Origin of the sequence: Paraburkholderia sejongensis (assembly GCF_020880815.1) — a bacterium.
GTDB classification, from domain to species: Bacteria; Pseudomonadota; Gammaproteobacteria; order Burkholderiales; family Burkholderiaceae; genus Paraburkholderia; species Paraburkholderia sejongensis.
The window spans coordinates 315,538-341,840 of the sequence record NZ_JAJITD010000009.1; the positions used below are offsets into that span (position 1 = coordinate 315,538).

Sequence of the window (26,303 nt, forward strand, 5' to 3'; positions counted from 1 at the left end):
TTGAGAGAACGAATTCCTCAATCATATGCTGCAACGCCGCATTTTTCAATATTCGGTATGTAGTATATCAACGCATCGTTGTTTTTGAGACTAGTTCCACGTTAGCACGCGTAGAGCGTGAGGGTTGCGTTCCGGCATCCCGGTGGCCCTTACTTGGCACGCTGGGCTGGCTACTCTCCCTGGCGCTCGCCGCGCAGACGAAAACGGGCGGTGCATTCCAAAAATCGTCCACTCACGTCTGTCGTCAGATATGACGCGCTCGAGGCGGCCGACAGGCGCCCCCGCCACCGCTTTTCCGGGTATTATCCGGCCCCGCCGGTCCCCTTTACCGCCCATACCGCCTGCTTTTCCCACGATGGGCACAGCCGCGCTGATTACGGCGGCATTTCATCGGGACCACACCTTATGTCGTCAGACTTCATATTGCGCAGCGGTTCCACGCGGCCTATTGTCGTGCCACGCGGCATCTCCGCTGACTCGAGCCAAGTCATATGAAATAAAACTACATATTAAAACGGCGCGATTGATCCGCCTTATTTACATCAGGGCCTTAAAAATCTGTATTAAGCGCCGATAACAAAGGATTCCCTCCAAGGAGACCACCATGAGCAGTATCAGTGAGCCGAGCGGCCAGCAGATCCCGGCCCCGTTCTTTTCCAAACAGGCAACCGTCGCGCCACCCGGTTTTTCGCGCTGGATGGTGCCGCCCGCCGCCCTCGCCGTGCATCTGTGTATCGGCCAGGCCTACGCGTTTTCGGTATTCAACGGACCTCTGACAAAGGTGATCGGCATCACCCAGTCCGCGCCCGGCGACTGGTCGCTGACCGAACTGGGCTGGATCTTCTCGCTGGCGATCGTGTTCCTCGGTTTGTCGGCGGCCTTCGCCGGTAAATGGCTCGAGCACGTCGGCCCGCGCCGCACGATGTTTACCGCCGCGTGCTGCTTCGGCGGCGGCTTTCTCGTGTCGGCGCTCGGCGTGTATCTGCACCAGATCGTGCTGCTCTATCTCGGCTATGGGGTGATCGGCGGGATCGGGCTCGGGCTCGGCTACGTGTCGCCGGTATCGACGCTGATCCGCTGGTTTCCGGACCGCCGCGGGATGGCGACCGGGATGGCGATCATGGGCTTCGGCGGCGGCGCGATGATCGCCGCGCCGCTGTCGGTCGCGCTGATGAACCACTTCCACAGCGCGACCAGCGTCGGCGTGGCGGAAACCTTCGTCGTGCTCGGCATCGTCTACTTCATCTCGATGACGATCGGCGCACTGGCGATCCGGGTGCCGCCGGCGGACTGGAAGCCGGCCGGCTGGACCCCGCCCGCGACGACGCAGCACCGTCTGATCACGCGCAATCACGTGCATATCGATCAGGCGCTGAAGACTCCGCAGTTCTATCTGATCTGGCTGGTGCTGTTCCTGAACGTAACGGCCGGCATCGGCATTCTCGGGCAGGCGTCGGTGATGATTCAGGAGAGCTTCAAGAACACGGTGACGCCGGCCGCGGCCGCGGGCTTCGTCGGACTGCTGTCGCTGTTCAACATGGGCGGACGCTTCGTGTGGGCGTCGGCATCCGACTGGGTCGGCCGCAAGAACACCTACTTCATCTTCTTCGTGCTGGGCGCGGTGCTGTACTACCTGGTGCCGGGTTTCGCGTCGAACGGCCAGATCGCGCTGTTCGTGCTGACCTACTGCATCATCCTGTCGATGTACGGCGGCGGCTTCGCGACGGTGCCGGCGTATCTCGCCGACATGTTCGGCACCGCGTTCGTCGGCGGCATCCATGGCCGGCTGTTGACCGCGTGGGCCGCGGCCGGCGTCGCCGGTCCGGTGCTGGTCAACTACATCCGCGCATACGAAGTCGCGAACGGTGTCGCCAAGGCCGACGCGTACACGATGACCGTGCACATCATGGCCGTGCTGCTGGTGATCGGCTTTATCTGCAACCTGCTGGTCAAACGCGTGGACGAGAAGCACCACATGACCGACGCACAAGTCGCCAAGGGCGCGTAAGGAGATCCGTATGTCGACCGTTCAAACCGCCCATCCGACCAACAAGGCGAAGCTCGCCGTGTTCTGGCTGTATGTGACGATTCCGCTCGCGTGGGGCGTGATCAATACGCTGACGCAGGCGATGAAGCTGTTCAAGTGACGCGAGCTGAAGTGAATTGAAGTGAAGCGCGCCGCGCCTTTTGCAAGGCGCGGCGCGGATATAAGTCGCTCGGTCCTAGCGGCTCATTGCGCAGCCGTCCCTACCGCCCCAAGCCACTGTGCGCGATCTGCTGCTCGACGTACTGCGCGAACAACGCATGCATGTGCGTGGTCGGATGCAGATCGTCGGCGAACATATACGTCTGATCCGCATTGGCGCTTGCATAAGTCGCCGGCGAACATAGTAGCGAAGTGTCTTTCGGTGTTTTCTTCGGATCGCAAGCCTGCCCGGTATTCGACACGGCAAAGCCGTTCGTCATGAAGTTCGCGATCGTCTGATTCGTCCAACTAAACGAATCGACTTCGATGACTTTCGCCTGAATCCCTGCGGTTTGCAGCGCCGCGTTCAAGGTCTGATTGAACAGTTGCGACAACTGGGTCAGATTCGCGCCGCCATCCGTGGCGGCGAGCCCCTTTGGCGCAAGGCCGATATTTGGCAGATTGATCACCACCACATGCGCGGCGCCGTTCTGCACGATCTGCGCGACCAGTTGCGCGAGCGTGTTGGCCGCCGTCTGCACGATCGCGGTCGCAGCGGGCGGAGTGCCGGCGCGCAGCACATCGTTCGCGCCGGCCCACACGAGCACGAGTTGCCTGTCGTTGAAACTGCCGTGCGCGGCGAGATAACTCGCTAGCTGCTGATTGACAGGCATTTCGACATTGCCGATCACGTCGGTCAGGTAGTCGTTCTGATTGGCGGGCGTCGCCACCGTCGCGCCGCCTTCCGCATAACCGAGGCCGCTTTGCGCGCTCAGCTTGTGGGTCGCGTCGATCGTGTACGCGGCGGCGAGCGTATCGCCGTAGTACTGCGCAACGTTTTGCGCCCACACCTGGCCGGGATTGGTCGTGAAGCGCCCGCCGCCCACCGCGCTCGCGAGCGGCGCATACGTGCCGACGTCGGACAGACTGTCGCCGAACGAGACGACCTGCAGCCTCACTCCCCCTGGCGGAGTGGCCGGCGCGGGCGGCGCCGACGCATTGCCTTGATCCGTTCCGCCACCGCCGCCGCAAGCCGACAGCAACGCCACGGAAAACGCAAAAACTACAGCGCGGAACCGGTCATCGATGCATCGCATGGCGCCTCCTTGCGGCACAGTCCGATGTGCCGGGCGCGTGACGAACGTCGAACGCGCGCGGCCTTTCAATCAAGCATCGGTTGTGCCCGGCAACGCCGGTCTGCGCGCCCGCGAATCAGCGTTCAGAGCTTTTCGAACACCACGTCCTGCGCGCCTTCCCACAACACCTTGACGCCCAGTTCGCGCAGCTTTTCCTTGCCCTCGACAATGGTCAGAAAGTGATTGCCCGCGAGCTGTCCGAGCTTGCTCGCGAAGCAGCACGAGCCGTACGCGAGGATGATTTCGGTCTCGCTATAGCCGCCCGGATAGAACAGGATGTCGCCGACCGACGGGTGGCTCGTGTGATTTTCGAAGCCGACCGCGACGCCGTCGTTTTCGAGCTTGAAATCGCCGAGCGGGACCCAGCAGCCCTCGCCGCTCCAGCGCACGTGAATCAGCTTCTGCCGGTACGGCAGCAGTTTCAGGAACGCGGCCACCGTCTGCGGCGCATCGGGGTGGGTTTCGGCGATAAAGGTATGGCCGCAGGCGGTTATCTTGAGTCGGGTCATCGCTGGTTATCCGGTGACGAGTTGAAGGAGGATCGGTCGGCCATGCTCGGGGCGAAGTCTCGCGAGCGCCATTCTGTCGTCCGATGCCAGCCTTCGACAGGTACACTTACCCGCCCACTGGTCAGGCCAGTTCGACCTGTTGACGGCGCTTCCGCACGTCGAGGGCGGCGAGCGCGCCAAGGTCGCGCGCCGGGCCGCCCCGAAACTTCGTAGTTTGCAAGCTGCGCAATGCAACGCACACTGCGAAAGGACAAGATTACAATCGGTAAGCAATACCGGCCCCGCCCGCGGCACTACCGCGCGGCGCGAGTTGCCGGCTTTGCAACGGATGAGCGCGGGCGGGGGCCCGGAGCGCCATTCGCATCAACCGCCCAACCGGTAGGCGAGCGGCGTCACACGATAGCCCCGCTTGAACTGTACGGAGAAATGACAGGCACTCTCGAAATCAACTTCGAGCGCGATGTGCAGCACGCCAGGACCGGTGGCGCGTAACGGCGCGCCATCTCGTCGAGCCGTATGCGCGTGACGAACCGATGCGGCATCTCGCCGGTCTCGTGACGACACACCCGCGCGAACTGAAAACTGCTTAGCCCGGCCTCGGCGACCCGTCGACGAGCGCATGATCGTCGGCGCGCGCAACGGCTTCAGTCTCAGTGCTTGCGCATCGCCGCCGAGCAGCGCGCGCGTGCGCGCACGATCGACTGCGACCCGTCGCCGGGCGAATGCCAGCGCCATCACACCGGCAGCGGCGGCACGCATCCCGGTTGCCGCGCGCGTGGACTGGCGCTTCGCCGGCGCGCGCCCGCACTGCGTTCGTGACGCTCGAGCCGCTGGCCCGCCATATAGCGGTCGTACCCAAGTGTCACGGTGAGGCGGGCAATTCGCGCCATCACATCCCCTCAAAAGGAGGTGCCGTATGGAAGGAGCCAATGCAAAGAACAACCTGCGAAAGGGGAAACGCCGCCGCAGACGTATTGCCGGTCCACTGCCACTGCTTTATCTCAAAAATGATAGCAAAGAACCGCCCTCTTTTATCTCAAAAAAATTGCTGATTATCGAGCTAGTCGTCTTTCACGCGTTTAGAAATCCGGAGCTACCGTTTCATGGAACATGAATGCGATACGCTGCCGCAATGGCTGACCGGCACGCCGCAAGGCGCGGCCGGACACGCGTCGGCAGCACACCCTGCAACGCCATCCGCCCATCCGGCCTACCCGGCCGGTACGCGCGACGGCGTGAAGCCAGCCCACGCGGCTGGAGCATCGAAGACGTCGGCCCGGGCTGCGCAAGGCGCGGCCCGGACTGGCTTCCTCACGTTGTTTACCGAGGAGGAAATCGGCACCCCGCCGCCCGCCGCCCGCCGCGGCGCCCCGCTGAGCGGTCCGCTCGGACGGTTCGGCAGCACCCAGGACCGGATCGAGTTCGTGCGTCAACGCATCAGGCACCTGGGCTTCGATTCGTTCAGCTACACGGCCACGCGCACGTCCGCGCATCACAAGACGATGTACGTGCTGTCCAGCTACGAGTCGCAGGCGTGGCTCACGCGCTATTTCCGCGAGCGTTATTTCGAGCTCGACCCGCGCGTCGCGCTCGCGTCGCCGACCGGCTTGCCGCTACTGTGGAATACGGCCGACATGCGTGCCGACCTGCCGCGCGCGCAAGCGCGCAGCGAACGCCTGGGCGGTCTGATCGACATGCTGGATGCCGCCGGCCGCAAGAGCGGGATTCTGATCCAGATGCCGCTGCCCGAGCCGGAACTGCGAGCGTGCCTGTGCTTCAACTCGGAGATCGGCAACCCGCGCTGGATGACCGAGTCGATCGTCGCGGAAACGCTGATGTTCGCGCACGCGCTGCACGAGTTCATCTGGACTCACGCGAAGAGCGTGATCGGCGTCGCCCCCGCGCAACCGCAGAGCGTCGCGCTCAGCAAGCTGCAACACGCGGTGTTGCGGGCGGTCGTGCAGGGGCAGCGGGACAAGGAAATCGCGTACTTCCTCGGGCTGTCGCCGCATAACGTCGACTATCATCTGCGCCGCTTGCGGCAGTTGTTCAACGTGCGCAACCGCGTGCAGCTGATCAACGTCGCGCAGGGTTATCTGTCGTAAGCGCGCGGTGGCATCGACGTAAAAAGGGCGTGTCGGCCGCAGCCGCCACGCCCTTTTCTCCGGCTAGCTTTTCAAACGGTAGCCGGTCCTGAAGATCCAGCCGACGATCAGCAGAAACACCGCGAGAAACAGCAGCGTCATCCCGAGACTTAGGCCGACGTCGACGTCGCCGAGTTCGAAGAAGCTCCAGCGAAAACCGCTGACCAGATAGACGATCGGATTGAACAGCGTGACGGTGCGCCAGAACGGCGGCAGCATGTTCACCGAATAGAAACTGCCGCCGAGAAACGTCAACGGCGTAACGATCAGCAGTGGCACCAGTTGCAGCTTCTCGAAGCTGTCCGCCCAGATGCCGATGATAAAGCCGAGCAGACTGAACGTTACCGCAGTGAGCACCAGAAACAGCACCATCCAGAACGGATGCATGATCTGCAACGGCACGAACAGGCCCGCCGTCGCGAGAATGATCAGCCCGAGCAGGATCGACTTGGTGGCGGCCGCGCCGACATAGCTGACGACGATCTCCAGATACGACACCGGCGCCGACAACAGTTCGTAGATCGTGCCGGTGAAGCGCGGAAAGTAAATCCCGAACGACGCATTGGCGATGCTTTGCGACAGCAACGACAGCATGATCAGCCCCGGCACGATGAACGCGCCATAGCTGATCCCCTCCACCTCCTTGATGCGCGAGCCGATCGCCGAGCCGAACACGACGAAGTACAGCGAAGTCGAAATCACCGGCGCGATGATGCTCTGCATCAGCGTGCGCCACGTGCGCGCCATTTCGAACTTGTAGATCGCGCGCATTCCGTAGATGTTCATTGGTCCCCCCGCAGCAGACTGACGAAAATGTCTTCGAGCGAACTCTGCGTGGTGTGCAGGTCCTTGAAGCGGATGCCGGCGTCGTCGAGCGCTTTGAGCAGCGCGATGATGTCGGTGCGCCCGCCGTCGCCCTCGTAGGTGTAGATCAGCTCGTTGCCGCCCTTCGCGAGCGCGAGCCCGTAACCGGCCAGCGCGGCCGGCAGCGCGTCGAGCGGGCTGTCGAGTTGCAGCGTCAGCTGCTTCTTGCCGAGCTTGCGCATCAGCTCGGTCTTCTCTTCGACCAGCATGATCTCGCCCGCGTTGATCACGCCGATGCGGTCGGCCATTTCCTCGGCCTCGTCGATATAGTGAGTAGTCAGGATGATCGTCACGCCGCTGGCCGCGAGCGAGCGCACCAGCTTCCACATATCGCGCCGCAATTCGACGTCGACGCCGGCGGTCGGCTCGTCGAGAAACAGCACGCGCGGCTCGTGCGACAGCGCCTTCGCGATCAGCACGCGCCGCTTCATGCCGCCCGACAGCGTGATGATCTTGTTATTGCGCTTGTCCCACAGCGACAGGTCGCGCAGCACCTTCTCGATGTAGGCCGGATTGGCCGGCTTGCCGAACAGCCCGCGGCTGAACGAGACGGTGGCCCACACGGTTTCGAACGAATCGGTGGTCAGCTCCTGCGGCACGAGGCCGATCAGCGAACGCGCGGCGCGATAGTCGGTGCGGATGTCGTGACCGTCCACCGTCACGTGGCCTTCGCTCGCGTTGACGATCCCGCAGATGATGCTGATCAGTGTGGTCTTGCCGGCTCCGTTCGGACCGAGCAGCGCGAAGATTTCGCCGCGCTCGATCGCCAGATTGATGTTCTTCAGTGCCTGAAAACCGCTGGCATAGGTTTTCGACAGATGAGTGACGGAAACGATTGGCTGCATGGACTCGATAAGGGCAGACACCGCTGTTGGAAAAGAGAAAGCGGCGTGCACGCGCGCGCCGCTTCCGCAATGTAATGGAAAGCGCGAAAGCGTGCAGCGCGTATAGCGGATGGAGCGCGTGGAGCGCCGGGCGGAGCCGGGTATTAACCGGGCAGGTGGCGGTGCGCGGCCGGAAAGCGGCTCGCCATCACGTTCTGAATCTCTTCGATGGACACCGGCTTGACCAGATGGTGATCGAAGCCGGCCTCGCGCGAGCGTTGCCGGTCGGTCGCCTGGCCGTAGCCGGTCACCGCGATCAGCAGCGCGCCGGCGGTGGCCGCGCGGCGGCGCATCTCCTGCGCGAGCTGGAAGCCGTCCATGCCGGGCAGGCCGAGATCGAGCAGCACGACTTGCGGCTCGAACTGCGCGGCGAGTGCCAGCGCGCTGTCCCCCTCGTGCGCGACCCGCACGTCGTAGCCGTCCGCCTGCAACACCAGCGACAACGCTAGCGCCGCGTCGACGCTGTCGTCGACCAGCAGCACCCGCAGCGCGTCACCGGCGTCCTGCGGCGCGGCCGGCTCGACGGCCGGCGCGGGCCGGCCCGCGCGTTCGATCCGCGTCAACGGCAGGCGCACGACGAACTCGCTGCCGCGCCCCGGTCCCGCCGAAAACGCCTCGACCCGCCCGCCGTGCAATTCGACCAGGGTCCGCGCGAGCGGCAGTCCAATACCGAGCCCGCCTTCCGAGCGTTCGAGCGAAATCTCCGACTGCACGAACAGATCGAAGATGTGCGGCAGCGTTTCGGCCGCGATGCCGACGCCGTTGTCGCGCACGCAGACCAGCACGTCGTCCTGCGCGGCGCGCACGTCGACGCGAATGTCGCCGCCCGGCGGCGTGTACTTCACCGCGTTCGACAGCACGTTGCCGAGCACCTGGGCGATCCGCACGCTGTCGCCGAGCACGAACACCGGCTCTGCGGGCAATGCGCTTGTCAGCGTATGGCCTTTGCGGTTCAGCGCGGGCCGCACGGTTTCGATCGCCGCTTCGAGCGCGGCGGATAGTTCGACGATTTCCTGGCGCAACGTGATCTTGCCTTGCGTGATGCGCGCGACGTCGAGCAGATCGTCGACGAGGCGGCTCAGATGTTTGACCTGCCGGCCGATCACCGCCCGCATCGCCTCGAAGCTTTGCTGGGTCGGCGTTCGTGCCGGGTCGAGCAGTTCGATCGCATTGCGGATCGGCGCGAGCGGATTGCGCAGTTCGTGCGCGAGCATTGCGAGGAACTCGTCCTTGCGGCGGTCGGCGTCGCGCAGAATCATTTCGTTGGCCTTACGGTCGGAAATGTCGTTGACGATGCCGGCCAGCCGGTAGATGCGCTCGCGCGCGTCGCGTACCGGAAACGCGCGCTCGACCGCCCAGCGCGTCTCGCCGTCGGGCCGCACGATCCGGTATTCGATCTCGTAGGCAACGCCGGTCGCAAGCGCGCGATATGCCTGTTCGACCGCGGCCGCGTCGTGCGGATGAATCTGGTTGGCCCAGTGGCGTGAAGTGGGCGTCGGCGCGTGCGCCGCATCGCCCCACAGGCGCCGATACGCGGGACTCACGTACAGCAGCTGCGCGCTCGCCGGATCGAGCATCCAGAACACGTCGTCGATGTTCTCGGCCATCTGCCGGAAGCGCTCCTCGCTTTCGCGCAACGCGCCTTCCGCGCGACGCACGCGCAGCAGCGCGCGCACCTGCGCGATCAGTTCGTCCGGTTCGATCGGCTCGGTCAGATAGCTGTCCGCGCCGCCTTCGAGACCGCGCACGCGGTCCATGCTCGCGACCGCCGCCGCCGACGTATGGATCACCAGCACGCCCGCGGTTTCCGGTGCCGCCTTGATCCGGCGGCACACTTCGAAGCCGTTCAGGTCCGGCAGATTGACGTCGAGCAGCACCAGATCCGGCTGCCCGATGCGCGCCTGTTCGATCGCGTCGGCGCCGTTGCCGGCCTCGATCACCTCGAAACCCGCGCGCGACAGGATCCGCGTTTTCGCGTAACGAGCGCCTTCGTTGTCGTCGACGTTCAGGATCAGATTGGTGTGCGCGTCGGTCATGGAAGTGCGGGTCCGTAAAGGAAGGCCTGCCCGGTGGCGCATCGCTGCGCGAGGCGCGCACGCAGCGCGGCACGGGTGGCGTGAGGCAGCGGGCGGGGGGTCATGATTGGCCGCCGCTCGTACCAGTGACGCTTTCGCCCGGCGTGCCGGTCACGCCCGGTGCCAACGCCGCGCGCGATGCGCCGCCCGCGTTTTGCGGCAAGCGGAGCGGCAGCGTCGCGGTGAAGGTCGAGCCACGGCCGGGCTCGCTCGTCAGCCCGACCGCGCCGCCGAGCAGGCGGCACAGCTTGTCGCATAACGGCAGCCCAAGCCCGGTGCCTTTCACCTGGTTCTGCAGATGATTTTCGACCTGCTCGAACTCTTCGAACACGCTTTGCTGATGCTCGGGTGCGATGCCGATGCCGGTGTCGCTAACCGCGAAAATCATCCGTTGCGCGGCTTCGTCGTAAGAGGCGCGCACGTGCACCTCGCCGTGCTCGGTGAACTTCAGCGCATTCGAAATAAAGTTGCGCAGGATCTGCGCGAGCTTGCCTTCGTCGGTATAGATCACCGGCAGATCGTCGCACGGCTCGAACAGCAACTCGACGTCGTTCGCCGGCAGCAACGGACGCATCATTCCGCGCAACGCCGAGAACAGTTTCGCGACCTCGAACTCGACCGGCTTCAGTTCGATCTTGCCCGCTTCGATCTTCGCGATGTCGAGCAGATCGTCGACGGTCTCCGACAACTCCTCGGCGGCCTTGCGGATGAAGCGCACCTGCTTGGCCTGCTCGTCGGTCAGCTCGCCGTCGACCCGGTCGAGCAGCAGCTTCGACAGCGCGCGGATCGAGTACAGCGGTGAGCGGAATTCGTGGCTGGTGTTCGACAGGAAGCGCGATTTCGCTTCGTCGGCGCGGCGCAGATGCAGCGCGCGTTCGTCGAGTTCCGCATACAGCGCGACCACGCCGCGGTTGGTGTCCTCCAGTTCGCGCGTGAGCCGCATCAGTTCGTCGTTGCGTTCGCGCAGATCGGCGAGCGCGGCGGCGAGTTCGCGGTTTTGCCGCTGCACTTCTTCGACCGACCCCTCGGCGCCGAGCGGCGCTTGCGCGGACGGCGCGTTCAGGACCTTGCCCAGCGTCGCCGCGCTCACGCGAGGCGCCTGTTTCGGCAGCTGCATGGTCAGCGTCAGCAGCGCGTCGCCCGCGGCCTCGTCGAACCGGCACTCATCCATCAGACGCTGCGCGGCCAGCAGGCCGAGCGCGGCCGGAACCGGCGCCTCGGGTGTCGGGACAGACGTCGCGGTCAGGCGCGCGAGTGGCGTCGCGGGCGCGACGACAAGAATCTGCAGCGTCTGCGGCTCGGCCGTTTCGTCGATGCGAAACTCGACCCGGCCGGCGCGCGTCGCGGCCAGCACCGTGCGCGCGACTTCGAGCACCGACGTCGCGATCCGCGTACGGTCCTGCATCGCAAAGCCGAGCGCCTCGCTCAATTCGCGCGCGAAGCGGCGCGCGGCGACCGTCGCGAGTTCGCCGTCGAGCGGCAGCGTGTGCAGCAGCGCGGCCTTCATACGGACTCCTTACGCGGCACGCGCGCGACGAACACCGTCAGGTCGTCGCGGCCGCGCGCGAAGTCGCGATACAACGCGGCCGCGATCAACGCCGGATGACGCAACGTCAAACCCGGATAGCGGCTCAGATCCCAGCGCGTCGCGAGTCCGTCCGAATGCAGGATCAGCAGCGCATCATCCGGCCAATCGACCTTAAACGCCTGCGCCTTGTGCATCTGATGGCCGGCAATGCCCGCGTGCGAGACCAGATGACGATGCGCGTGCGGGGTCCAGACGCTCGCGGCGATGTTGCCGATTCCGCAGAACCGCGCGGCGGCGTTCGCGCTCGTACCGTCGGGCTGCCGCGGCTCGCCGCCAGGCGCGCCTAACGGAATGCGCGCGACGCCGAGCGCGGCGCCGCGCGTCGGGCGCAATGCCTGATGCGCAGCGACGACGATCTGCTCGACGCTCGACGGACCGAGTTGCGCGAAGTTATCGACCGCGGCGCGCGCGGCCTGGTACGCAAGTGCGCCGTGGCCGAGGCCGTCGGCGACCATCACCGTGAATTCGCCGTCCGCGTAGCCGCACGACCACGCGTCGCCGCACAGGATTTCGCCTTGCAGCGGCAGATTGATCGCACCGTATTCGACCGGCCGCGTGGCGATGCCTGTGCTGCTATCGGCACTGCTACCGCTGGTGGCTCGGGGTTCGGCGTGCGGCGCGGCCGGATCCAGTGCGTTTGCCGCGCCAATCGTTGCGCTGTTCGTCACCCTGTTGCTGTTGGTTGCCGCGCCGCCGTCGGCCCATATAACGATCCGCAAAATCGTGCCGAGCCCCGGTGCGCTCCACACGTCGAGTTCGTCGGCGAGCCGGTTGATCGCGCCCATCCCGGTACCGGGACTGCCGGCCGTCGAATAGCCGTCGACGAAGCACGCGTGCAGATCGTGAATGCCGGGACCGTTGTCGATCGCGAGAAGTTCGACGCCGGCGCGCGCCGCCGGCGAACCGTCGGGCACCAGCGCGTGCAGAGTCCGCGCGAGCAGTTCGCCGCGCTGCGCATGCTTGAGTTGATTGGTCGCGCATTCGGTCACGACGATCGCCACCCGGCCGATCGCGGTCTCGCTGCAACCCACGCGTTGCGCGAGCTCGCCGATTCCCCGCCGCGCAAATGAAATCTGACTGGGATCGGCGATTTCGAAGCGCTGCTGCATCGTGCTCGACTGATTCAGAACGGCTTCCATTTGGTAATTGAAATGTGGGTGCCCTCGCCGGGCGCCGAGCGGATGTCGAATTCGTCGCACAGGCGCTTCGCGCCGCCCAGGCCGAGACCCAGACCGTTGCCGCTGGTGAAGCCATCGGTCAGCGCCTGCTGGATGTCAGCAATTCCTGGGCCATTGTCGATGAAATCGAGTCGTAAACCGCTCCGGCCATTGCGCTGCACCGTGTAGAAGTAGACGTCGCCGCCCTGGCCGTAAATGAGCGTGTTGCGCGCCAGTTCGCTCGCCGCGGTGACCAGCTTGGTCTGATCGATCAGCGACAGGCCAAGCGCAACCGCTTGCTCGCGTACGTAGCGCCGCAGCCGCACGATCTGTTCGTCCGAGCGGACCGGCAGCGCGTCGTCAGGCGGCTGACCGTCGGCAAGTGTCGGGGCATCGGAACTCGTCATGGCGGCAAGTGGCGCGCGCGTGGGCGGCTGGCCGAAGAACGCGCTCAAAGCTCAGCCGCGCCGGTCAGCAACGCCATGCCCTTCTCGACGTTGAGCGCGGTGCGTACTCCGGGCAACGCGAGACCGAGTTCGACCAGTGTGATCGCCACCGACGGCTGCATGCCGACCACCACCGTTTCCGCGTCGAGCACGCGCGCCATCGCGGCGGTCTCGCCGATCATCCGGCCGATGAACGAGTCGACCACGTCGAGCGACGAGATATCGATCAGCACGCCCTTCGCGCGATCCTTGACGATGCGGCTCGTCAGATCGTCCTGCAATGTCATCGCGAGACGGTCGTGCATGTCGACCTGAATCGTCACGAGCAGAAACTTGCCCATCCGCAAAATCGGAATGCGTTCCATCAATGAATCCGGTTGAGATGCGTGCGGGCCGGCGTCAATCGCCGGAATACAGGTTGAGGTTCGCGCCGGCGCCGCCCGGCACCTGCGCATGCGGCGCGATGCCGGACACCGACCTGCCGGTGCGCTGCAGCGCGACCACGAACGCGTCGGCCAGCGTGGCCTTGGTGATCACGTTCGACAGATTCACGCCGAGGTGCACGATGGTCTGCGCAATCTGCGGACGAATCCCGCTGATCACGCAATCGGCCCCCATCAGCCGCGCGGCCGCCACGGTTTTCAGCAGATGTTGGGCGACCAGCGTATCGACGGTCGGCACGCCGGTGATGTCGATGATCGCGATCGATGCGCCGGTGTCGACGATCTTCTGCAGCAGGCTTTCCATCACCACCTGAGTACGCGCCGAATCGAGCGTGCCGATCAGCGGCAACGCGAGAATGCCTTCCCATAGCTGCACGACCGGGGTCGATAGTTCGAGCAGTTCCTGCTGCTGACGCACGATTACCTGCTCGCGGCTGGTCTGGAACACTTCTGCGGTAAAGAGGCCCAGTGCATCGAACAGCGTGCTGACTGTCCACGTGAGTTCGGCGAGCTTCACGCCGTCGCCGCCCAGTTCTTCGCGCAGCCGCGCGAATAGCGGCTCTTTCAGCGAGAACACGAACATCGCGGTTTCGCCCGGTGTGAAACCCTGGCGCGCGCGCTGCGCGGACATTTCGGAGAGCAGGCTGCGCACTTCGTCCCATTGCGCGGTGCGAAAGTCGACACGATCCGACGAACCCAACGCGGTACAGACCAGCGCGACGAACTGCATAAACTGGCTGCGCAATTGTGCTTCACCAATGCCGCCGCGGCGTGCGGCAATCGCGAATTGCTGCGCGACCCACTCACCCGCGAGTTCGTTTTGCCGATCATTGAAAATTTGGGCGAGACGCACTCCGCCTAGCGTTTCCATACACATTCCCCTAATCGTTATAACGACCGGCACGTTGCGCGCCGTTCGGCGTTTTTGTGCGCGTTTTGAAGGCTCGTTGGCTCGAGCCACCCGGACTCTAGCACGCGCGTGCGGAGATTCACAATGCTGCAAGCAGGTTGTGCAAGCAACTTTTACGCGGCAATGGATGAGTGCTTGAATCAGCGATCAGAATCGGATTCTTTTACCTTATTTATGCGCCTCTAGCGGTAACTCTTGCGATCGCCGGAACGTCGCAATGTGCGTTGTTTATCTCTTCGCACCACGGGAAATACACGGGGTTTATTCGGCCTGGGGCGAGGTAATGTTGGAACTCGATCAGCCAATTGCTCACCGAGGCCGCGCGCTGAAAATTGCTTTGGATGTCTATCTTTACTTCCCCGATTACAGGTGCTTCGACGCAACGCGCGGTCTCGCCTCGCGAGACGCGCGAGACACGTGAGACACGTGCGCGTCACCCAAGGCATAGCCCTTGCGGCAAGTGAAGCATGCGAGCAGCAAAGCTGCTTGCGTCAATTCAACCCTTTGGGCGGAGGTGAATCATGAAACGCATGACCACAACTCTTTTGGCTTCGGCACTCGTGATGGCGTTGTCGGGCGGCGTGTATGCGCAAGCCGGTGGCGGGGGCGGTGGCGCGGGTGGCACCGGCGGCGGTGCGGCAGCGGGAGCCGGCACCGGTAATGGCGTCGGAGCCGGCGGCGGCACGAGCGGCGGAGCGGGCGGCACTGCCACCCCGGGCGTCGGCCCCGGTTCGATCAAGACGCCGCACGACTCCGGCTACGGCTCGCCGGGCGTGACTGGCACCGGCGGCGGGATGGGCACCGGCACCGGCGCAACGCCGAATAGTCCGTCGACGGATCGTTCGACCGGGGATCCGAATAATAGAATGCACAACGGTTCGCGCACGGGCACCGGTACCAATATGAACAACGGGATGAATAACGGCACGATGCAGAACGGGCAATAAGATTACCGTTGAGATTCGGCTTGCGGCGCTGCCGTCGACCACGGGGGTTTTTCGATGGTCGCGCCGCGCGCCTCACGGCTGCGCGCAAATAAAACTACTGGCGAGATTGAGATTGCCTTTACCGGCATAACGCGGAAAACGCGGATAGCGGCACAACGGCCGCGACCGTCCATTGGTCGCCGCGGCGATATCGGTGGCGGTCAGCGTTTCGGGTGCTACGCCGCGCGTCACCCAGTTATCGAGCGCGCCGAGCAGATCCACGGACGGAATGAACACACCGCTGCCGTGCTGAAAACCCGGCACCATGTAGAGCCGCATGAAACCGTCGACCGCTTCCACGCCGAAGCGCGCGACCAGCGCGTCGTGATAGGCGATCGTCTGGTTCGGGCTGATCACTTCGTCGGCGAGACCCTGCAGTGTGATCAGCTTGCCGCCACGCGCGATGTAGCGCGACAGATCCGGATTCATCGCGCCGATCGTGTGCGACAGCTCGATCAGTTGCGCGCGATATTTACCGGGCCGTTGCGGGTCGAAGCGCAGCGAATCGAACTGCGGATCGCGCGCGACGAAATAGCGAATGTAGCCGTCGCCCTGCGCGAACAGATAGCCGTTGGCGTGGAAGGCCGGCACCGGCAGACGTTGCGGCTGATGCGCGAGCCCGAGCGAACCGGTCAGCTGAGTGCCCTGAAACACGTTGTAGCCGCGATAGCCGCTCACGTCCCACGCGAGACGGTAAGGCAATGACAGGCCGTCGCGCATCACCAGCAGCGTCGCAAGTTGTGCGTCGTTCAGACAGGCGTCGGGCGAAGTTGCGGACAGCGCGGTGGCGGACGCGCCTGGGTCCAGCGGGCAACGCAGCGAATCGATGATGTCCGCTTCATGCGTGCGACACGCGTCCACATCGCTGACGATGCCGTCGGCCGCGCCGTCGAGTCGATCGCACACCGCAAGCGTGCGCTGATACACGCGCTCGAGCAGCGCCGGCGCAACGAAGCCGCCCGGCTTGCCGTACTCGGCCTGGCCGAGTTTCACGCCGAGCAGCCGGACGCCGGAAAAATTCAGCGCGGGGGAATTGGCGATCACACCGTCATAGTCGTCGGGAAAGCGCTGCATCACCGTGTAGCCTTCGCGACCGCCGGTCGAACCGCCGGCGAAATACATGCGTTGCGGCGGCCGGCCGTACGCGCGCGCGATCAACGCAAGCGCGACGTCGTGCGTCTTCTTCAAATGCGCGTAGCCGAAGTTCGTCACCGCTTCATCGACGAGCCCGAACACCGCGAGCGACGAATCGCCGACATGGCCCGAGTCGTCGCCGAACGTCGCATAGCCTTGCGCGAGCGGCGCGCGATCCGGCGAAAACGGCATCACGCCGGTGCCGCTGACCACCACGCCGTTATAACCGCCGCCGCCGATCTGCAACGCGCGGCCATTCCAGCGACGCGGCAGATTCAGGTCGAAACGGATGTCGGGCGTGGTCGGCTCGAGCGCCTTGATGCGGCCCGTGATCCGGCAGTACTCGCCGCCCTGCTGATTGCCGGGAGCGGTCGCGCCGATCATCGCCGCGCTTTCGATCTGCGCGCCAGCGGTCGGCAGCGCGATCAATTCGGCCGACAGCACCGCGCCGGCGAATTCCGCGCAGTGCATCGCGAGCGGCGCCTCCCTGGCCAGCGCGGTGGTGCGATACGGCGCGAGCCACGCGAGTACGGCCACACTCACGATGCCCGCGCGGCCGAGCAGTGTGCGGGCGGCGCGTGCGCGTTCGGTCGGCGACGTACGCAGGTAACGAAGCCTGCGCGTCATCCGTAACCCGCTCCGTTCGCGTGCGCGCGATGACGCTGATCCTTCCAGCCGTTCCAGCCACGCGCGATCATCAGCAGCGCGCCGATCGCGGCGAGGTCGCCGCCCAGCCCGACCAGCACGCCGCGAAAACCGTGAAAAGTGTGCGGTGTTGCGGTATCGACGATCAGCGACACCAGCGTGCCCGCGACGAAGCACACGAGCCCGGTGCGTCCGACCGTGACGACCGCGGGCAGCCGCCTCGCGAGCCACGCGATACCGCCGATCCGCACGCACTGGGCGGCGAGCCACGCGATTGCGATGAAGTTGAGCACTCGTTCCACCGATAGATTCTGTTTGTGCGTGCCGGGCAACGGTTGCGTCAGCACGAAAAGTTTGACGAACGCGAAGCCGAGCACCGCGACCACCGCGAAACGCGTGAACCATTGCGCGGTACCGCTGGTTTGAAAGCGCTCGCTGAGCGGCTGCACGCGGCACAGGATGCCGAACACGAACATCAGTTGCCACGCAAACGGATTAAAAGCCCAGCCGGGCACGTCGTCAATGCTGAATAACGCGGCCAGCGGCCGTGCGCCGGCCCAGATCGCCAAACTCAGCGCCAGCGCTAGCGGTGCCGAACGGCGCGCGAGCGGTACCGCGACGGGGACGAACAGCGCGAACAGCACGTACATCGGCAGCACGCTCGACAAATACGGTTGCCGGCGCAACAACGCGATATCGAACGCCTCGCGCCACGGCTGCAGCGCGAACGGCGGCCAGCCGGTCAACTCGACCATCGGCCGGTTCAGGTTCAGCACCGCGAGCAGCGCGCCGGACACGAGCGTGAGCATCGCGGTCAACAGATACGCGCGATAGATCTCCCAGCAGCGCCGTACGAAACGCATGTTCGCGGCGCTCTCGCCGCGAAGCGCGAGCACGGCCGTATAGGCGGCCGCCGATGCATAGCCGCCGAGAAACACGAACACCTCGGCGGAATCGCATAACGCGTACGCGTGCAGCATCAGATGCGACAGCGGGCTGCCGGGGATGTGATCGAGCACGATGACGATCAGCACGACACCACGGAAGAAATCGACTTCGACCGAGCGTCCACGACGGGTTTCCATTCGGTTTCCTGAAGAATTCGCGCGCAGCGCAGCGCGTTGTACCAGGAACGGTCATGGTTGCGCGACCGTCGGTTTTACGAACCGGATAAGAATAGTTCGTTACCCGTGGTTGCGCGCGGAGGTGGAGTTGGTTTTGGTCGGTTTGCGGTGGCGCCTGTTCGCCCCCTGTTGGTCGCCGCGCCGCGCGTGCTGTGCTTTGAAGGCGCATGCCTGCAATACGGCTCCTTGTGTCTCGAAATACAGAATTGCTGGTTTTGAGGGTTTTCGGAGGGGCGCTGGCGGAGGGGCGCTGGCGGTGGTGGTGGTGGTGGTTCGGTGGCGGCGGTAAGCACACGCCCTCACCTTCGCTGCGTCGCTCGCCAGCATCTTTAACAAATTTTGGGCGACGGCCTAAAGCTATTCGGCGATCAATCTGGCTATTCTTCTGCGCCGACCTCTTTTCTCAGATATTGAGACATTCGGACGGCACTCGATACAACGAACAACGCCGCGTATATGAACGACGACAACATTCCGTATTACAAGGTCAATAAACTTATCTGGACATGGTCGCGCCGTGATGGAGCAGAAGGTTGCAGAGCGGTACGTGAAGCTGAGCTATCAATGGAAAGGCCACCACCGTTACTCGAGAAAGCAGCGACCGAAGCTCCGGTTGTCGAGGAGAAGCCATCTACGCCTTCGAAATTGCCAACGCCCGCCGCTAGTCAGCCCGAAAAACCAAAGAAAACCGAGATGGTACCGCCGTTCGACATTCAGGATATTCCAGAAGCAATGCGAAAGCTGAAGATGCCGGTGTCGGCGAAACTGATGGAACGGTGGTTTGCGGGACGGTTGAACTATTCGCCTGGAGATTCTGACGAAAGCAATGAAATCAATCAGGACGGCAAGCCCTACCCGCCTGACATGTACGATGCAACCACGGTGAAGATGGATTGGATCCTGAAATTTCCGCGAGCAAAGAAGCAGTTCGACTATCTGATAGGCGAAGCTATCAGATCACCAGCGGCAAAAAAAGTGCTGGCCGACAAGTTAAAAAGATTTGACAAAAAAATGTTTGGGATTTCGACAAGATGGGTATCGAAAGACAACACAGCTCACTTGCACAAGCACTTCCATTTTCAGCATGTACCGGTAGATGGCGAATTTTCGCAAAAAATCCAGACCTTGCTAGCATCGCAATGGAAACGCTCGGGGGTTCCTGATGATCTGGCTGGCGCTCTTGGCTCTTTCAACATCTACGCGGCGATCGGTTCGGTGCGTCCCTCCGACGACTTCATGCGCCGGGAGACCGCTTTCGAGCTAACGGGTATTTGGGTATATGTCAAAGACAACTACACGTTTACAGATCAAACGCACAATCGCTCACAATATCTGGGGCACTGGAGCCGCAATGGTGTTGTAGTAGTCCCGCTGGATGTGGTCGCAGCAGCCTCCCGTTACGCTCCATATGTTGAATCACCAGTCACGCTTGGCAATCCTGCCATCCGTGGGAATGTTTACTACCCGATACATAACAGTGATTTTCGTCAGTGGGCGCTCAAGCATCAACGCGGTGGAGATTTCGTTATTTATTCGGATCGATGCTTCGTTCCTGTCGTCCCGCCTATCCGGATAGATCTATGAAAGCGAGATTTGCATTTGCCGTCTCGACAGCCCTTGCATTGGGCATCGTTTATTTCGTCATAGCCGACCGCACGCCGGACGGCACTGAGTGCCAGCGCTCACGCTCCCCTGACGGAAGATATCTCGCCGAGCGCTGCCTGCTTGAGTGGGTTCCCGGAGGCAACTCCAAGTACGTGGGCCGGCTTTTCGACGGAAATAGCGGGAGGCGCCTCGCGCAACATGTGTTCGACAGTTCCACCCCGACGATCTTGTGGAGCGACTACCAAGGAGAGACGGTATTGTTTTCAGTGGGAGACGGCGGTGACGACGCCACCTATATATCCATACCGCCGTCAGGATGGGACAGACTGCTGGCAGTTCGGCCACGTTTTAAGTGAAACCGGCTTGGCGCATCGACGTCGCCTTTATGAGACCCGTTGCTTGCTGCGCGGCACAGCCATTGCTACACCAAAGGTATGTTCATCAACCGGAGAGCATTGTGTCGAACACGGCGAACTCCCCGAATGAGCCTGAACGCCGGGCCGATGAAGACCCGGGCAGCCCACCCTCCGAGGTTTCGAAGCCTCTCGGCGATGCGATCCCGACCCCAGTCGAGCCCGGCCTCGATCAGCCCCTGCCGAAGAAGGGCGAGCAGCCCGCGCCCGATCCAAACAAAAGCGGCCAATCGGACGGCGGCAACGACGGCGACCCGCTAGGCAATAGCGACGCGCCCCCGGGCGTACCCGACCCGGGCCCTTCCGATTTCGCCTAGCGTGTGAGCCATCGCGGTGGCCGCGCGCGAAACGAGGCCAAGCGCACGGCCGCCCCGCTGAAGGCCGCCCCGCGGACAGCCGCCCTGCGGGAACCCGCAGCGCTCAAGCGGCCGCGGCTTCGTGAACGATCGGCTGCTCAACGACCGGCTCATGCACGATCTTCAGCGCGCCCTTATGCTCGCGAATCAACCGGTACACCGTTTCGCCCGGCACGGTTTCATGCTCGAGAAGTTGCTCGGAGATCGCCCGCAGCACCGGCTCGTACGTCTGCAGCAGTCCGAAGCACAGTTCGTTGAGCTCCTTGAGCAACACGTTCGCATGCTCGATCGCGCTCTTCATCTGCAGGCCCGCGTACTGTGACGGCAGCGCGGCGAGGCTGAACAGATCGCCGTCGCTGTTGAAGCCGAACTTCGACACCATGTCGAGGCCGATCCGCGACGCCTCCTGCAAGTCCGACGCCGCGCCGCTCGATGCTTCGGAGAACACAAGAATCTCCGCATTGCGTCCGCCGAGCAGCACCTGAATTTCGTTGCGGATTTCGGTTTCGCGGTACAGGTGCTTGTCCTGCGCCTTGGTAATCAGCGCGACGCCGAGCGCGCCGCCGCGCGGCAAGATCGTCACTTCTTCCAGCACGCCGGTGCCGAGTAGCGCGGCGACGAGGCCGTGTCCCGCCTCATGCACCGCGATGCGCTCGCGCTCGTCCTCGGTCAGCGCGCGCTCGGCGCCGCTCACGTCGCCGATGCGCGCAATCTTGATCGCTTCCATGAAGTGCTTCGCGGCGATTTCGCTCTCCCCCGCCTTGCGTGCGATCAGCCCCGCCTGATTCACGACCATCGCCACGGTGGCCGGCGACAAACCGGTGGTCAGCCGCGCGAGCTGGTCGTAATCGATATCGGCGGCCTTCGATTTCAGTTTCTGCGCGTAGAAACGGAAAATCTTCGCGCGGTCCTCGCGGTCGGGCAGACGCACCTGCACGGTGCGATCGAAACGGCCCGGACGACGCAGCGCTTCGTCGAGATTGTCCGGGTGATTGGTCGCGGCCACGACGATCACGCCTTCGTTCGACTCGAAGCCGTCCATCTCCGCGAGCAGCTGATTGATGATCCGATTGCTCTCGGCCTCGACCGGTCCGCCGCCGGTATCGGTGCGTTTCGCGAGACCATCGGCTTCGTCGATGAAGATCACCGTCGGCGCGTTCTTGCGCGCGAGTTCGAACAGATGCCGGACCTTCTGGATGCCGACGCCGTAGTACTTCGCGCTGAAGTAACTGCCGGTGATCGAAATGAAGTTCGCGCCGCATTCGCCGGCCAGCGCCTGCGCGAGCCGGGTCTTGCCGACGCCGGGGCCGCCCACCATCAGAATCCCGCACGGCGCGCGGACGCCCAGCGACGAAAACTGCCGCGGATCGGTCAGATACCCGCGAATGTCGGCGAGCGCCGCCTTCGCCTCGTTCGCGCCGATCACGTCGTCGAACCGCAGGGTCGGCGCTTCGCTGAGCAGTTTCGCGCCGCCCTTCATCTCGCGCCGCATGAACCACGCCATGCCGCCGATCAGCAGCAGCGGCAGCAGCAGACTCAACGCGTCGCGCAACTGCTCGAACAGCAGGGTCCAGCGCGCGCCGCCCGCGTCGACATCGACGTCCGGCAGCCACACGAGCTGATACGCGGCGGCGTCGCCGGTGCGCGACTCGCCGAGCAGCAACGCGTGCGAGAAGGTCGCGTTGTGATCGGTGACGAAGTACTTGCCGCCGTCGCGCCGCGAGACAAGGATCGCGTTGGGACTCACGCCGATCGCCGCGACGTTGGCGTCGCGGATATCGCGCAGCATCGTCGACGCGTCTTTCTCTTCACGCGTCCAGGCCGACGCATCGTCGCGCATCTGACTCGCGACGCCGGTCAGCGCGGGCGCCTCGCGCCCGGCGCGCTGCTGCCAATGCCATACGCCCCATCCCACCAGCGCCGCAACCAGTACGGCGAACGCGGCGATGGCGATTCTGCGTACGCGTTTTTTCCCAAGCGAATTATTTCCCGGCTTCATGAGTCATTTCCAAAAGCGGACTTGCTTCAAGTCCATACTGGCAAAACTGCCCGTCAAAATTACGTGTCGAAAATCGGAGATGGAGGCGCGCGAAATGCCGGCCGTGGCTAGTATGCCGGGGCGACGCGTCGTTCAAACGCGCGGAAAAGGCCTGTTTTTGCCGTCTATCCGGCCGGCTGCACGACCGTGGCGGGTCAGCGAGCGCGAGAAAAAGCGGTTACCGCGAATACTCCGGCGCACAGTTTAGCAGCGCAAAATGAGTCGCGTATTTTGAATATTCTTATTTAACCGCACCCCAATTAAATTCAGTCATATTTACTGAAAGGGCACGATTTAAAATCAGAGGATTATCGACCGGCAGGCGGGTTTGGAATTATCGGGCGGATGAGCGACGGGCCTCTGCGGGCCCGTTCGCATCACCACACTCTCTCAGGCTCTTGATTTTCTACCGCTGCCTGGGCAGCGGCGACTCCCTGGCGCTTCCTGCTCCCTCAACAACCTCGCTCCATTGCATTGATTCGCTGCTCTCGTGTCGCGCGTGACGCCGTCACTGAAAGCGAGCTGCAATTTGATCGTATGACGATAGCTCAGCTAGCGAACTCGGCTTGACCGGCTGTCTCAAAATTAACCCTGCGGGAAAGAAATCGCCGCGCCCGGCGGGCGTCCACCGCGCAAACGCGGCTCAGCGCGCTGCTACACTGGCGCGAAATTTATTCCATGGAATACACCGCACGAGAGGCCGCCCCGCCCGTTCTCAGCGCCAACCTATGCTTCGATTCGACAACCTCAGCAAACGCTACGGCGACCGCGTCCTGTTCGAAGGACTGCATTTCGACGCGCCCTCGGGCTGCGTCGCATTGAACGATGAATCCGGCAGCGGCAAATCGACGTTGCTCGCCGTCCTCGCCGGCGCGCTCGCCGCCGACAGCGGCGACGTGTGGCTCGGCGGCCAGCCGTTGCGCACGGCGCCGGCCGCCGCCCAGGCGGTGCTGACCTATGTGCCGGAAGACAGCATGAACTGGCCCGACCAGACCGGTCGGGCGTATCTGCAACAGGTCGCGGCGGCGCGGCACGCGACCGTCGGCGACGAAGTGCTCGCGCTGGCCGAACGCGTCGGCCTCGCGCCGCATCTGGACAAGCGCTTCGAGCAGATGTCGTACGGCACCCGCAAGAAGGTCTTTCTGAGCTCGGCGCTGTTGGGCGACACCCGCGTGCTGATCGCCGACGAACCGGCCGGCGGTCTCGATGCATCGGCGCGCGCGGCGCTCGCCGAGCTGTTCCGCACGCTCGGCACCACCCGCACGGTGTTTTTCACGAGCTACGACGAGGGCTTCACGCAGGCCTGCGGGGCGACGAGCATCGCTTTCGCCGATCTCGCGCAACGCCGCGCTTAAAGCAACGTCCTCACGCCAGTCGCGCGAACTGAATCGCGCCGCGACCCGCGCGGCGCCGCCGACCATCGTTCGCGCGACTCCCCGCTCAGATCGACACGCAGATCTTGCCGAAATGCGCGCCCGACGCCTCGTGCCGGAACGCATCGTCGAGCTTATCGAGCGCGAACGTGCTGTCGATCACCGGCTTGATGCCGGTCGTCTGCAGCGCCCGCACCATCTCGATCTGCTCCTGGCGGCTGCCGACGATCAACCCTTGCAGCCGCAGCTGCCGCGCCATCAGATGCGCTGTCGGCACCGGTCCCGCGCGGCCGGTGAGCACGCCGATCAGCGCGATATGTCCACCGATCCGGCACGCGGTGATCGATTGCGGCAGCGTGCCCGGGCCGCCGACCTCGATCACGTGATCGACGCCGCGCCCGCCGGTCAGTTGCCGGACCTGCTTGCCCCACTCGGGGTTGTCCCGATAGTTGATCGTATGGTCGGCGCCAAGCTCGCGCAGTTTGGCGAGCTTCGCGTCCGACGACGACGTCGCGATCACCGACGCCCCCATCGCCTTCGCCATCTGCAAACCGAAGATCGACACGCCGCCGGTGCCGAGCACGAGCACGCTGCTGCCCGCCTTCAATTGCCCATCGACGACCAGCGCGCGCCACGCGGTCAGGCCGGCGGTGGTCAGCGTCGCCGCTTCGGCGTGGCTGTAGCCGGCCGGCGCATGCGTGAAGTAATGGCTCGGCAGCACGACGACTTCGCGCGCGTAACCGTCGACGCCGTCGCCTGGCGTGGTCGAAAAATCGGCGATCGCGGGCGGGCCGTTTTCCCAGAACGGGAAGAAGCACGACACCACGTGATCGCCGGCCTTGAATTCGCGCACGCCCTCGCCGACCGCTTCGACGACGCCCGCGCCGTCGGCCATCGGAATCCGGCCGGCCTCGGCGGGCAGAGCGCCGGAGACGACGCCGTAGTCGTGGAAGTTCAGCGAGCTCGCGTGCACGCGCACGCGGATTTGCCCGGCCGCGGGCTGACCGGGATCGGGCAGATCGACGACCTGCAGGCTATCGACAGTGGCAGGCGAACCGATTCGGACTGCTTTCATATTGGGTTCCTCGGAGAGCGGCGCACACGCGTCGCATTACTTGACGGTTTGAATGACCTCGAAGCCCTCGAACTCCGGATGGCCGAGATAGAGCACGCGGTTTTCGTTGCCGGCGCTGCGATGCGCGGCGCGAAACGCGTCGGACTTCGTCCATGCGTCGAATGATGCGTGGTCGCGCCAGATCGTATGGCTCGAATACAGCACGTGATCGTCCTTGCGCGGTCCGCGCAGCAGATGGAATTCGACGAAGCCGGGCACCTCCTTCAGATGGGTGTCGCGGCTGGTCCACAGATGTTCGAAAGCGGCCTCGGAGCCGGGCGCTACTTTGAAACGGTTCATCGCGATGTACATGCTATCGGCCTCGTTACGTTAGGAATGCTGCGTTGCCTGCGACGGGTTGCTGATGCTGGTTGCTGATGCGGGTTTCATTATAGGCACGTGCTTTTCGGCAGGACGCTTGACCTTACCACTGTAGGAAGGTCCACGATGTGCGGATCTTTCGTTAGCGGAGGCAGCAGATGGAATTCGTGATCCCCGATATGAACTGCGGCGGCTGCGCAAAAGCCGTCGCCAATGCGTTGAAGCGTCTCGACCCGGCTGCGCTGGTCGACATCGACGTGGCCGTTAAAATCGCGAGGGTGTCGTCGGCATTGCCGGAACCGCGACTGATCGCAGCGATCGAGGCGGCCGGCTTTCATCCCGCGCGCCAAAGCTGATTCGATGTTTCGATTGCAGCAGCGGCGTCACCGAGAACCTTTCCTCATCAACGGATAGCCCATATGAAAGACAACCTTCGCGCGTTGCGCGCTCTCTGTGTATTCGGCGGTTTCGCGCTCGCGGCGGCGGCCCTGCCCGCCCATGCGCAGCACCAGGGGATGGCCGGCATGGACATGTCGGGTTCGGAGCACGCCGACGCCGACGCGTCGACCCGCGCCTTCAAGGCGGCCGACGAACGGATGATGCACGACATGAGCAGCCCCGAATACACGGGCGACGCCGACCGCGATTTCGTCGCGCATATGATTCCGCATCATCAGGGGGCGATCGAAATGGCCCAGGCGCAGTTGAAGTACGGCAAGGATCCGGAGCTCAAAAAGCTCGCGCGCAACATCATCAAGGCGCAGCATGATGAGATCGCGTTCATGAAGCGTTGGCAGGAAAAACACGGCGGCCAGTAAGCCGGCGAGTCGAATGCGGCGAGGCGCAGGCTTCG

General features: G+C 63.9%; 27 protein-coding genes. 11 read left to right on the forward strand and 16 right to left on the reverse strand.

The features are described 5' to 3' along the window. Window positions 1-604: 604 nt before the first annotated feature. Window positions 605-2,008, forward strand: a complete 1,404-nt coding sequence (locus LJ656_RS19805; protein ID WP_230511066.1) for an L-lactate MFS transporter — start codon at window positions 605-607, stop codon at window positions 2,006-2,008. A 10-nt stretch (window positions 2,009-2,018) separates the two neighbouring features. Continuing rightward, entirely contained in the window at window positions 2,019-2,147 is a 129-nt protein-coding gene (locus LJ656_RS19810) for an MFS transporter small subunit (protein ID WP_230511067.1), read from the forward strand. Window positions 2,148-2,247: 100 nt separating this feature from the next. On the opposite strand, the gene LJ656_RS19815 is transcribed toward LJ656_RS19810, so the two are convergent. From LJ656_RS19815 to LJ656_RS19825, 3 genes are all read right to left on the reverse strand, one after another. Next, the gene (locus LJ656_RS19815) at window positions 2,248-3,282 is read right to left on the reverse strand and encodes an SGNH/GDSL hydrolase family protein (RefSeq protein ID WP_230511068.1); all 1,035 of its coding nucleotides are present in this window, start codon (window positions 3,280-3,282) and stop codon (window positions 2,248-2,250) included. 122 nt (window positions 3,283-3,404) lie between these two features. Continuing rightward, window positions 3,405-3,830, reverse strand: coding sequence for a DUF3830 family protein (locus tag LJ656_RS19820; protein WP_075303631.1), 426 nt, complete (start codon window positions 3,828-3,830; stop codon window positions 3,405-3,407). A 363-nt stretch (window positions 3,831-4,193) separates the two neighbouring features. Continuing rightward, the gene (locus LJ656_RS19825) at window positions 4,194-4,589 is read right to left on the reverse strand and encodes a helix-turn-helix domain-containing protein (RefSeq protein ID WP_230511069.1); all 396 of its coding nucleotides are present in this window, start codon (window positions 4,587-4,589) and stop codon (window positions 4,194-4,196) included. 157 nt (window positions 4,590-4,746) lie between these two features. Between LJ656_RS19825 and LJ656_RS19830 the strand changes: the two genes are divergently transcribed. Both LJ656_RS19830 and LJ656_RS19835 read left to right on the forward strand, forming a co-directional pair. Beyond that, on the forward strand, window positions 4,747-4,944 hold the full coding sequence (locus tag LJ656_RS19830) for a hypothetical protein (RefSeq protein WP_230511070.1): 198 nt from the start codon (window positions 4,747-4,749) through the stop codon (window positions 4,942-4,944). Next, window positions 4,934-5,935 carry a helix-turn-helix transcriptional regulator gene (locus LJ656_RS19835; protein WP_230511071.1) on the forward strand — a complete coding sequence of 334 codons (1,002 nt, stop codon included), beginning with the start codon at window positions 4,934-4,936 and terminating at the stop codon, window positions 5,933-5,935. Before LJ656_RS19830 ends, LJ656_RS19835 begins: the two co-directional genes overlap by 11 nt. Before the next feature lie 63 nt (window positions 5,936-5,998). Here the strand turns inward: LJ656_RS19835 and LJ656_RS19840 are convergent, their stop codons facing one another. From LJ656_RS19840 to LJ656_RS19875, 8 genes are all read right to left on the reverse strand, one after another. Then, window positions 5,999-6,760 carry an ABC transporter permease gene (locus LJ656_RS19840; RefSeq protein WP_075303627.1) on the reverse strand — a complete coding sequence of 254 codons (762 nt, stop codon included), beginning with the start codon at window positions 6,758-6,760 and terminating at the stop codon, window positions 5,999-6,001. Continuing rightward, on the reverse strand, window positions 6,757-7,683 hold the full coding sequence (locus tag LJ656_RS19845; protein ID WP_230511072.1) for an ABC transporter ATP-binding protein: 927 nt from the start codon (window positions 7,681-7,683) through the stop codon (window positions 6,757-6,759). The genes LJ656_RS19840 and LJ656_RS19845 overlap by 4 nt, the downstream gene beginning before the upstream one ends. 143 nt (window positions 7,684-7,826) lie before the next feature. Further along, complete coding sequence (locus tag LJ656_RS19850; RefSeq protein ID WP_230511073.1) at window positions 7,827-9,758, reverse strand: hybrid sensor histidine kinase/response regulator; 1,932 nt, start codon at window positions 9,756-9,758, stop codon at window positions 7,827-7,829. 100 nt (window positions 9,759-9,858) lie between these two features. Next, complete coding sequence (locus LJ656_RS19855) at window positions 9,859-11,304, reverse strand: sensor histidine kinase (RefSeq protein WP_230511074.1); 1,446 nt, start codon at window positions 11,302-11,304, stop codon at window positions 9,859-9,861. After that, window positions 11,301-12,524: an ATP-binding protein gene (locus tag LJ656_RS19860; protein WP_230511075.1), complete on the reverse strand. Its 1,224-nt coding sequence runs from the start codon at window positions 12,522-12,524 to the stop codon at window positions 11,301-11,303. The genes LJ656_RS19855 and LJ656_RS19860 overlap by 4 nt, the downstream gene beginning before the upstream one ends. Next, on the reverse strand, window positions 12,509-12,949 hold the full coding sequence (locus LJ656_RS19865) for an anti-sigma regulatory factor (RefSeq protein WP_230511076.1): 441 nt from the start codon (window positions 12,947-12,949) through the stop codon (window positions 12,509-12,511). The genes LJ656_RS19860 and LJ656_RS19865 overlap by 16 nt, the downstream gene beginning before the upstream one ends. A gap of 44 nt (window positions 12,950-12,993) precedes the next feature. Beyond that, entirely contained in the window at window positions 12,994-13,353 is a 360-nt protein-coding gene (locus LJ656_RS19870; protein ID WP_075303621.1) for an STAS domain-containing protein, read from the reverse strand. Window positions 13,354-13,387: 34 nt separating this feature from the next. Then, window positions 13,388-14,302 (reverse strand): STAS domain-containing protein, encoded by a 915-nt coding sequence (locus LJ656_RS19875; RefSeq protein ID WP_230511077.1) that lies wholly within the window; start codon window positions 14,300-14,302, stop codon window positions 13,388-13,390. Between the two features lie 560 nt (window positions 14,303-14,862). Between LJ656_RS19875 and LJ656_RS19880 the strand changes: the two genes are divergently transcribed. Beyond that, complete coding sequence (locus LJ656_RS19880; RefSeq protein WP_230511078.1) at window positions 14,863-15,288, forward strand: hypothetical protein; 426 nt, start codon at window positions 14,863-14,865, stop codon at window positions 15,286-15,288. Between the two features lie 72 nt (window positions 15,289-15,360). Here LJ656_RS19880 and LJ656_RS19885 read toward each other — a convergent pair whose 3' ends face one another. Together LJ656_RS19885 and LJ656_RS19890 are read right to left on the reverse strand one after the other, a co-directional pair. Beyond that, entirely contained in the window at window positions 15,361-17,088 is a 1,728-nt protein-coding gene (locus LJ656_RS19885) for a tannase/feruloyl esterase family alpha/beta hydrolase (RefSeq protein WP_230511079.1), read from the reverse strand. Further along, window positions 17,085-18,191, reverse strand: a complete 1,107-nt coding sequence (locus LJ656_RS19890) for an OpgC domain-containing protein (RefSeq protein ID WP_230511080.1) — start codon at window positions 18,189-18,191, stop codon at window positions 17,085-17,087. The genes LJ656_RS19885 and LJ656_RS19890 overlap by 4 nt, the downstream gene beginning before the upstream one ends. A gap of 495 nt (window positions 18,192-18,686) precedes the next feature. Between LJ656_RS19890 and LJ656_RS19895 the strand changes: the two genes are divergently transcribed. From LJ656_RS19895 to LJ656_RS19905, 3 genes are all read left to right on the forward strand, one after another. Then, window positions 18,687-19,814 (forward strand): DUF6402 family protein, encoded by a 1,128-nt coding sequence (locus LJ656_RS19895; RefSeq protein ID WP_230511081.1) that lies wholly within the window; start codon window positions 18,687-18,689, stop codon window positions 19,812-19,814. Next, window positions 19,811-20,191, forward strand: coding sequence for a hypothetical protein (locus tag LJ656_RS19900; protein WP_230511082.1), 381 nt, complete (start codon window positions 19,811-19,813; stop codon window positions 20,189-20,191). Before LJ656_RS19895 ends, LJ656_RS19900 begins: the two co-directional genes overlap by 4 nt. A 101-nt stretch (window positions 20,192-20,292) precedes the next feature. After that, window positions 20,293-20,565: a hypothetical protein gene (locus LJ656_RS19905; protein WP_230511083.1), complete on the forward strand. Its 273-nt coding sequence runs from the start codon at window positions 20,293-20,295 to the stop codon at window positions 20,563-20,565. Between the two features lie 103 nt (window positions 20,566-20,668). Here the strand turns inward: LJ656_RS19905 and LJ656_RS19910 are convergent, their stop codons facing one another. Further along, on the reverse strand, window positions 20,669-22,603 hold the full coding sequence (locus LJ656_RS19910; protein ID WP_230511084.1) for an AAA family ATPase: 1,935 nt from the start codon (window positions 22,601-22,603) through the stop codon (window positions 20,669-20,671). Between the two features lie 767 nt (window positions 22,604-23,370). On the opposite strand from LJ656_RS19910, the gene LJ656_RS19915 reads away from it, so the two are divergent. Next, window positions 23,371-23,997: an ABC transporter ATP-binding protein gene (locus LJ656_RS19915; RefSeq protein WP_230511085.1), complete on the forward strand. Its 627-nt coding sequence runs from the start codon at window positions 23,371-23,373 to the stop codon at window positions 23,995-23,997. An 85-nt stretch (window positions 23,998-24,082) separates the two neighbouring features. On the opposite strand, the gene LJ656_RS19920 is transcribed toward LJ656_RS19915, so the two are convergent. Together LJ656_RS19920 and hmuQ are read right to left on the reverse strand one after the other, a co-directional pair. Beyond that, complete coding sequence (locus tag LJ656_RS19920; RefSeq protein WP_230511086.1) at window positions 24,083-25,090, reverse strand: zinc-dependent alcohol dehydrogenase family protein; 1,008 nt, start codon at window positions 25,088-25,090, stop codon at window positions 24,083-24,085. 36 nt (window positions 25,091-25,126) lie between these two features. Then, window positions 25,127-25,441 (reverse strand): heme-degrading protein HmuQ, encoded by a 315-nt coding sequence (gene hmuQ, locus LJ656_RS19925; protein WP_075303613.1) that lies wholly within the window; start codon window positions 25,439-25,441, stop codon window positions 25,127-25,129. A 167-nt stretch (window positions 25,442-25,608) separates the two neighbouring features. Between hmuQ and LJ656_RS19930 the strand changes: the two genes are divergently transcribed. Next, entirely contained in the window at window positions 25,609-25,806 is a 198-nt protein-coding gene (locus LJ656_RS19930; protein WP_230511087.1) for a heavy-metal-associated domain-containing protein, read from the forward strand. 63 nt (window positions 25,807-25,869) lie between these two features. After that, window positions 25,870-26,268 carry a CopM family metallochaperone gene (gene copM, locus LJ656_RS19935; protein WP_230511088.1) on the forward strand — a complete coding sequence of 133 codons (399 nt, stop codon included), beginning with the start codon at window positions 25,870-25,872 and terminating at the stop codon, window positions 26,266-26,268. Window positions 26,269-26,303 lie beyond the last annotated feature (35 nt).

Bases quoted from the DNA above. Each gene is read 5' to 3' on its own strand.
- LJ656_RS19805 (WP_230511066.1), top strand. From the start codon at position 605: ATGAGCAGTATCAGTGAGCCGAGCGGCCAGCAGATCCCGGCCCCGTTC.
- LJ656_RS19810 (WP_230511067.1), top strand. From the start codon at position 2,019: ATGTCGACCGTTCAAACCGCCCATCCGACCAACAAGGCGAAGCTCGCC.
- LJ656_RS19815 (WP_230511068.1), bottom strand. From the start codon at position 3,282: ATGCGATGCATCGATGACCGGTTCCGCGCTGTAGTTTTTGCGTTTTCC.
- LJ656_RS19820 (WP_075303631.1), bottom strand. From the start codon at position 3,830: ATGACCCGACTCAAGATAACCGCCTGCGGCCATACCTTTATCGCCGAA.
- LJ656_RS19825 (WP_230511069.1), bottom strand. From the start codon at position 4,589: ATGCGTGCCGCCGCTGCCGGTGTGATGGCGCTGGCATTCGCCCGGCGA.
- LJ656_RS19830 (WP_230511070.1), top strand. From the start codon at position 4,747: ATGGAAGGAGCCAATGCAAAGAACAACCTGCGAAAGGGGAAACGCCGC.
- LJ656_RS19835 (WP_230511071.1), top strand. From the start codon at position 4,934: ATGGAACATGAATGCGATACGCTGCCGCAATGGCTGACCGGCACGCCG.
- LJ656_RS19840 (WP_075303627.1), bottom strand. From the start codon at position 6,760: ATGAACATCTACGGAATGCGCGCGATCTACAAGTTCGAAATGGCGCGC.
- LJ656_RS19845 (WP_230511072.1), bottom strand. From the start codon at position 7,683: ATGCAGCCAATCGTTTCCGTCACTCATCTGTCGAAAACCTATGCCAGC.
- LJ656_RS19850 (WP_230511073.1), bottom strand. From the start codon at position 9,758: ATGACCGACGCGCACACCAATCTGATCCTGAACGTCGACGACAACGAA.
- LJ656_RS19855 (WP_230511074.1), bottom strand. From the start codon at position 11,304: ATGAAGGCCGCGCTGCTGCACACGCTGCCGCTCGACGGCGAACTCGCG.
- LJ656_RS19860 (WP_230511075.1), bottom strand. From the start codon at position 12,524: ATGGAAGCCGTTCTGAATCAGTCGAGCACGATGCAGCAGCGCTTCGAA.
- LJ656_RS19865 (WP_230511076.1), bottom strand. From the start codon at position 12,949: ATGACGAGTTCCGATGCCCCGACACTTGCCGACGGTCAGCCGCCTGAC.
- LJ656_RS19870 (WP_075303621.1), bottom strand. From the start codon at position 13,353: ATGGAACGCATTCCGATTTTGCGGATGGGCAAGTTTCTGCTCGTGACG.
- LJ656_RS19875 (WP_230511077.1), bottom strand. From the start codon at position 14,302: ATGGAAACGCTAGGCGGAGTGCGTCTCGCCCAAATTTTCAATGATCGG.
- LJ656_RS19880 (WP_230511078.1), top strand. From the start codon at position 14,863: ATGAAACGCATGACCACAACTCTTTTGGCTTCGGCACTCGTGATGGCG.
- LJ656_RS19885 (WP_230511079.1), bottom strand. From the start codon at position 17,088: ATGACGCGCAGGCTTCGTTACCTGCGTACGTCGCCGACCGAACGCGCA.
- LJ656_RS19890 (WP_230511080.1), bottom strand. From the start codon at position 18,191: ATGGAAACCCGTCGTGGACGCTCGGTCGAAGTCGATTTCTTCCGTGGT.
- LJ656_RS19895 (WP_230511081.1), top strand. From the start codon at position 18,687: ATGAACGACGACAACATTCCGTATTACAAGGTCAATAAACTTATCTGG.
- LJ656_RS19900 (WP_230511082.1), top strand. From the start codon at position 19,811: ATGAAAGCGAGATTTGCATTTGCCGTCTCGACAGCCCTTGCATTGGGC.
- LJ656_RS19910 (WP_230511084.1), bottom strand. From the start codon at position 22,603: ATGAAGCCGGGAAATAATTCGCTTGGGAAAAAACGCGTACGCAGAATC.
- LJ656_RS19915 (WP_230511085.1), top strand. From the start codon at position 23,371: ATGCTTCGATTCGACAACCTCAGCAAACGCTACGGCGACCGCGTCCTG.
- LJ656_RS19920 (WP_230511086.1), bottom strand. From the start codon at position 25,090: ATGAAAGCAGTCCGAATCGGTTCGCCTGCCACTGTCGATAGCCTGCAG.
- hmuQ (WP_075303613.1), bottom strand. From the start codon at position 25,441: ATGTACATCGCGATGAACCGTTTCAAAGTAGCGCCCGGCTCCGAGGCC.
- LJ656_RS19930 (WP_230511087.1), top strand. From the start codon at position 25,609: ATGGAATTCGTGATCCCCGATATGAACTGCGGCGGCTGCGCAAAAGCC.
- copM (WP_230511088.1), top strand. From the start codon at position 25,870: ATGAAAGACAACCTTCGCGCGTTGCGCGCTCTCTGTGTATTCGGCGGT.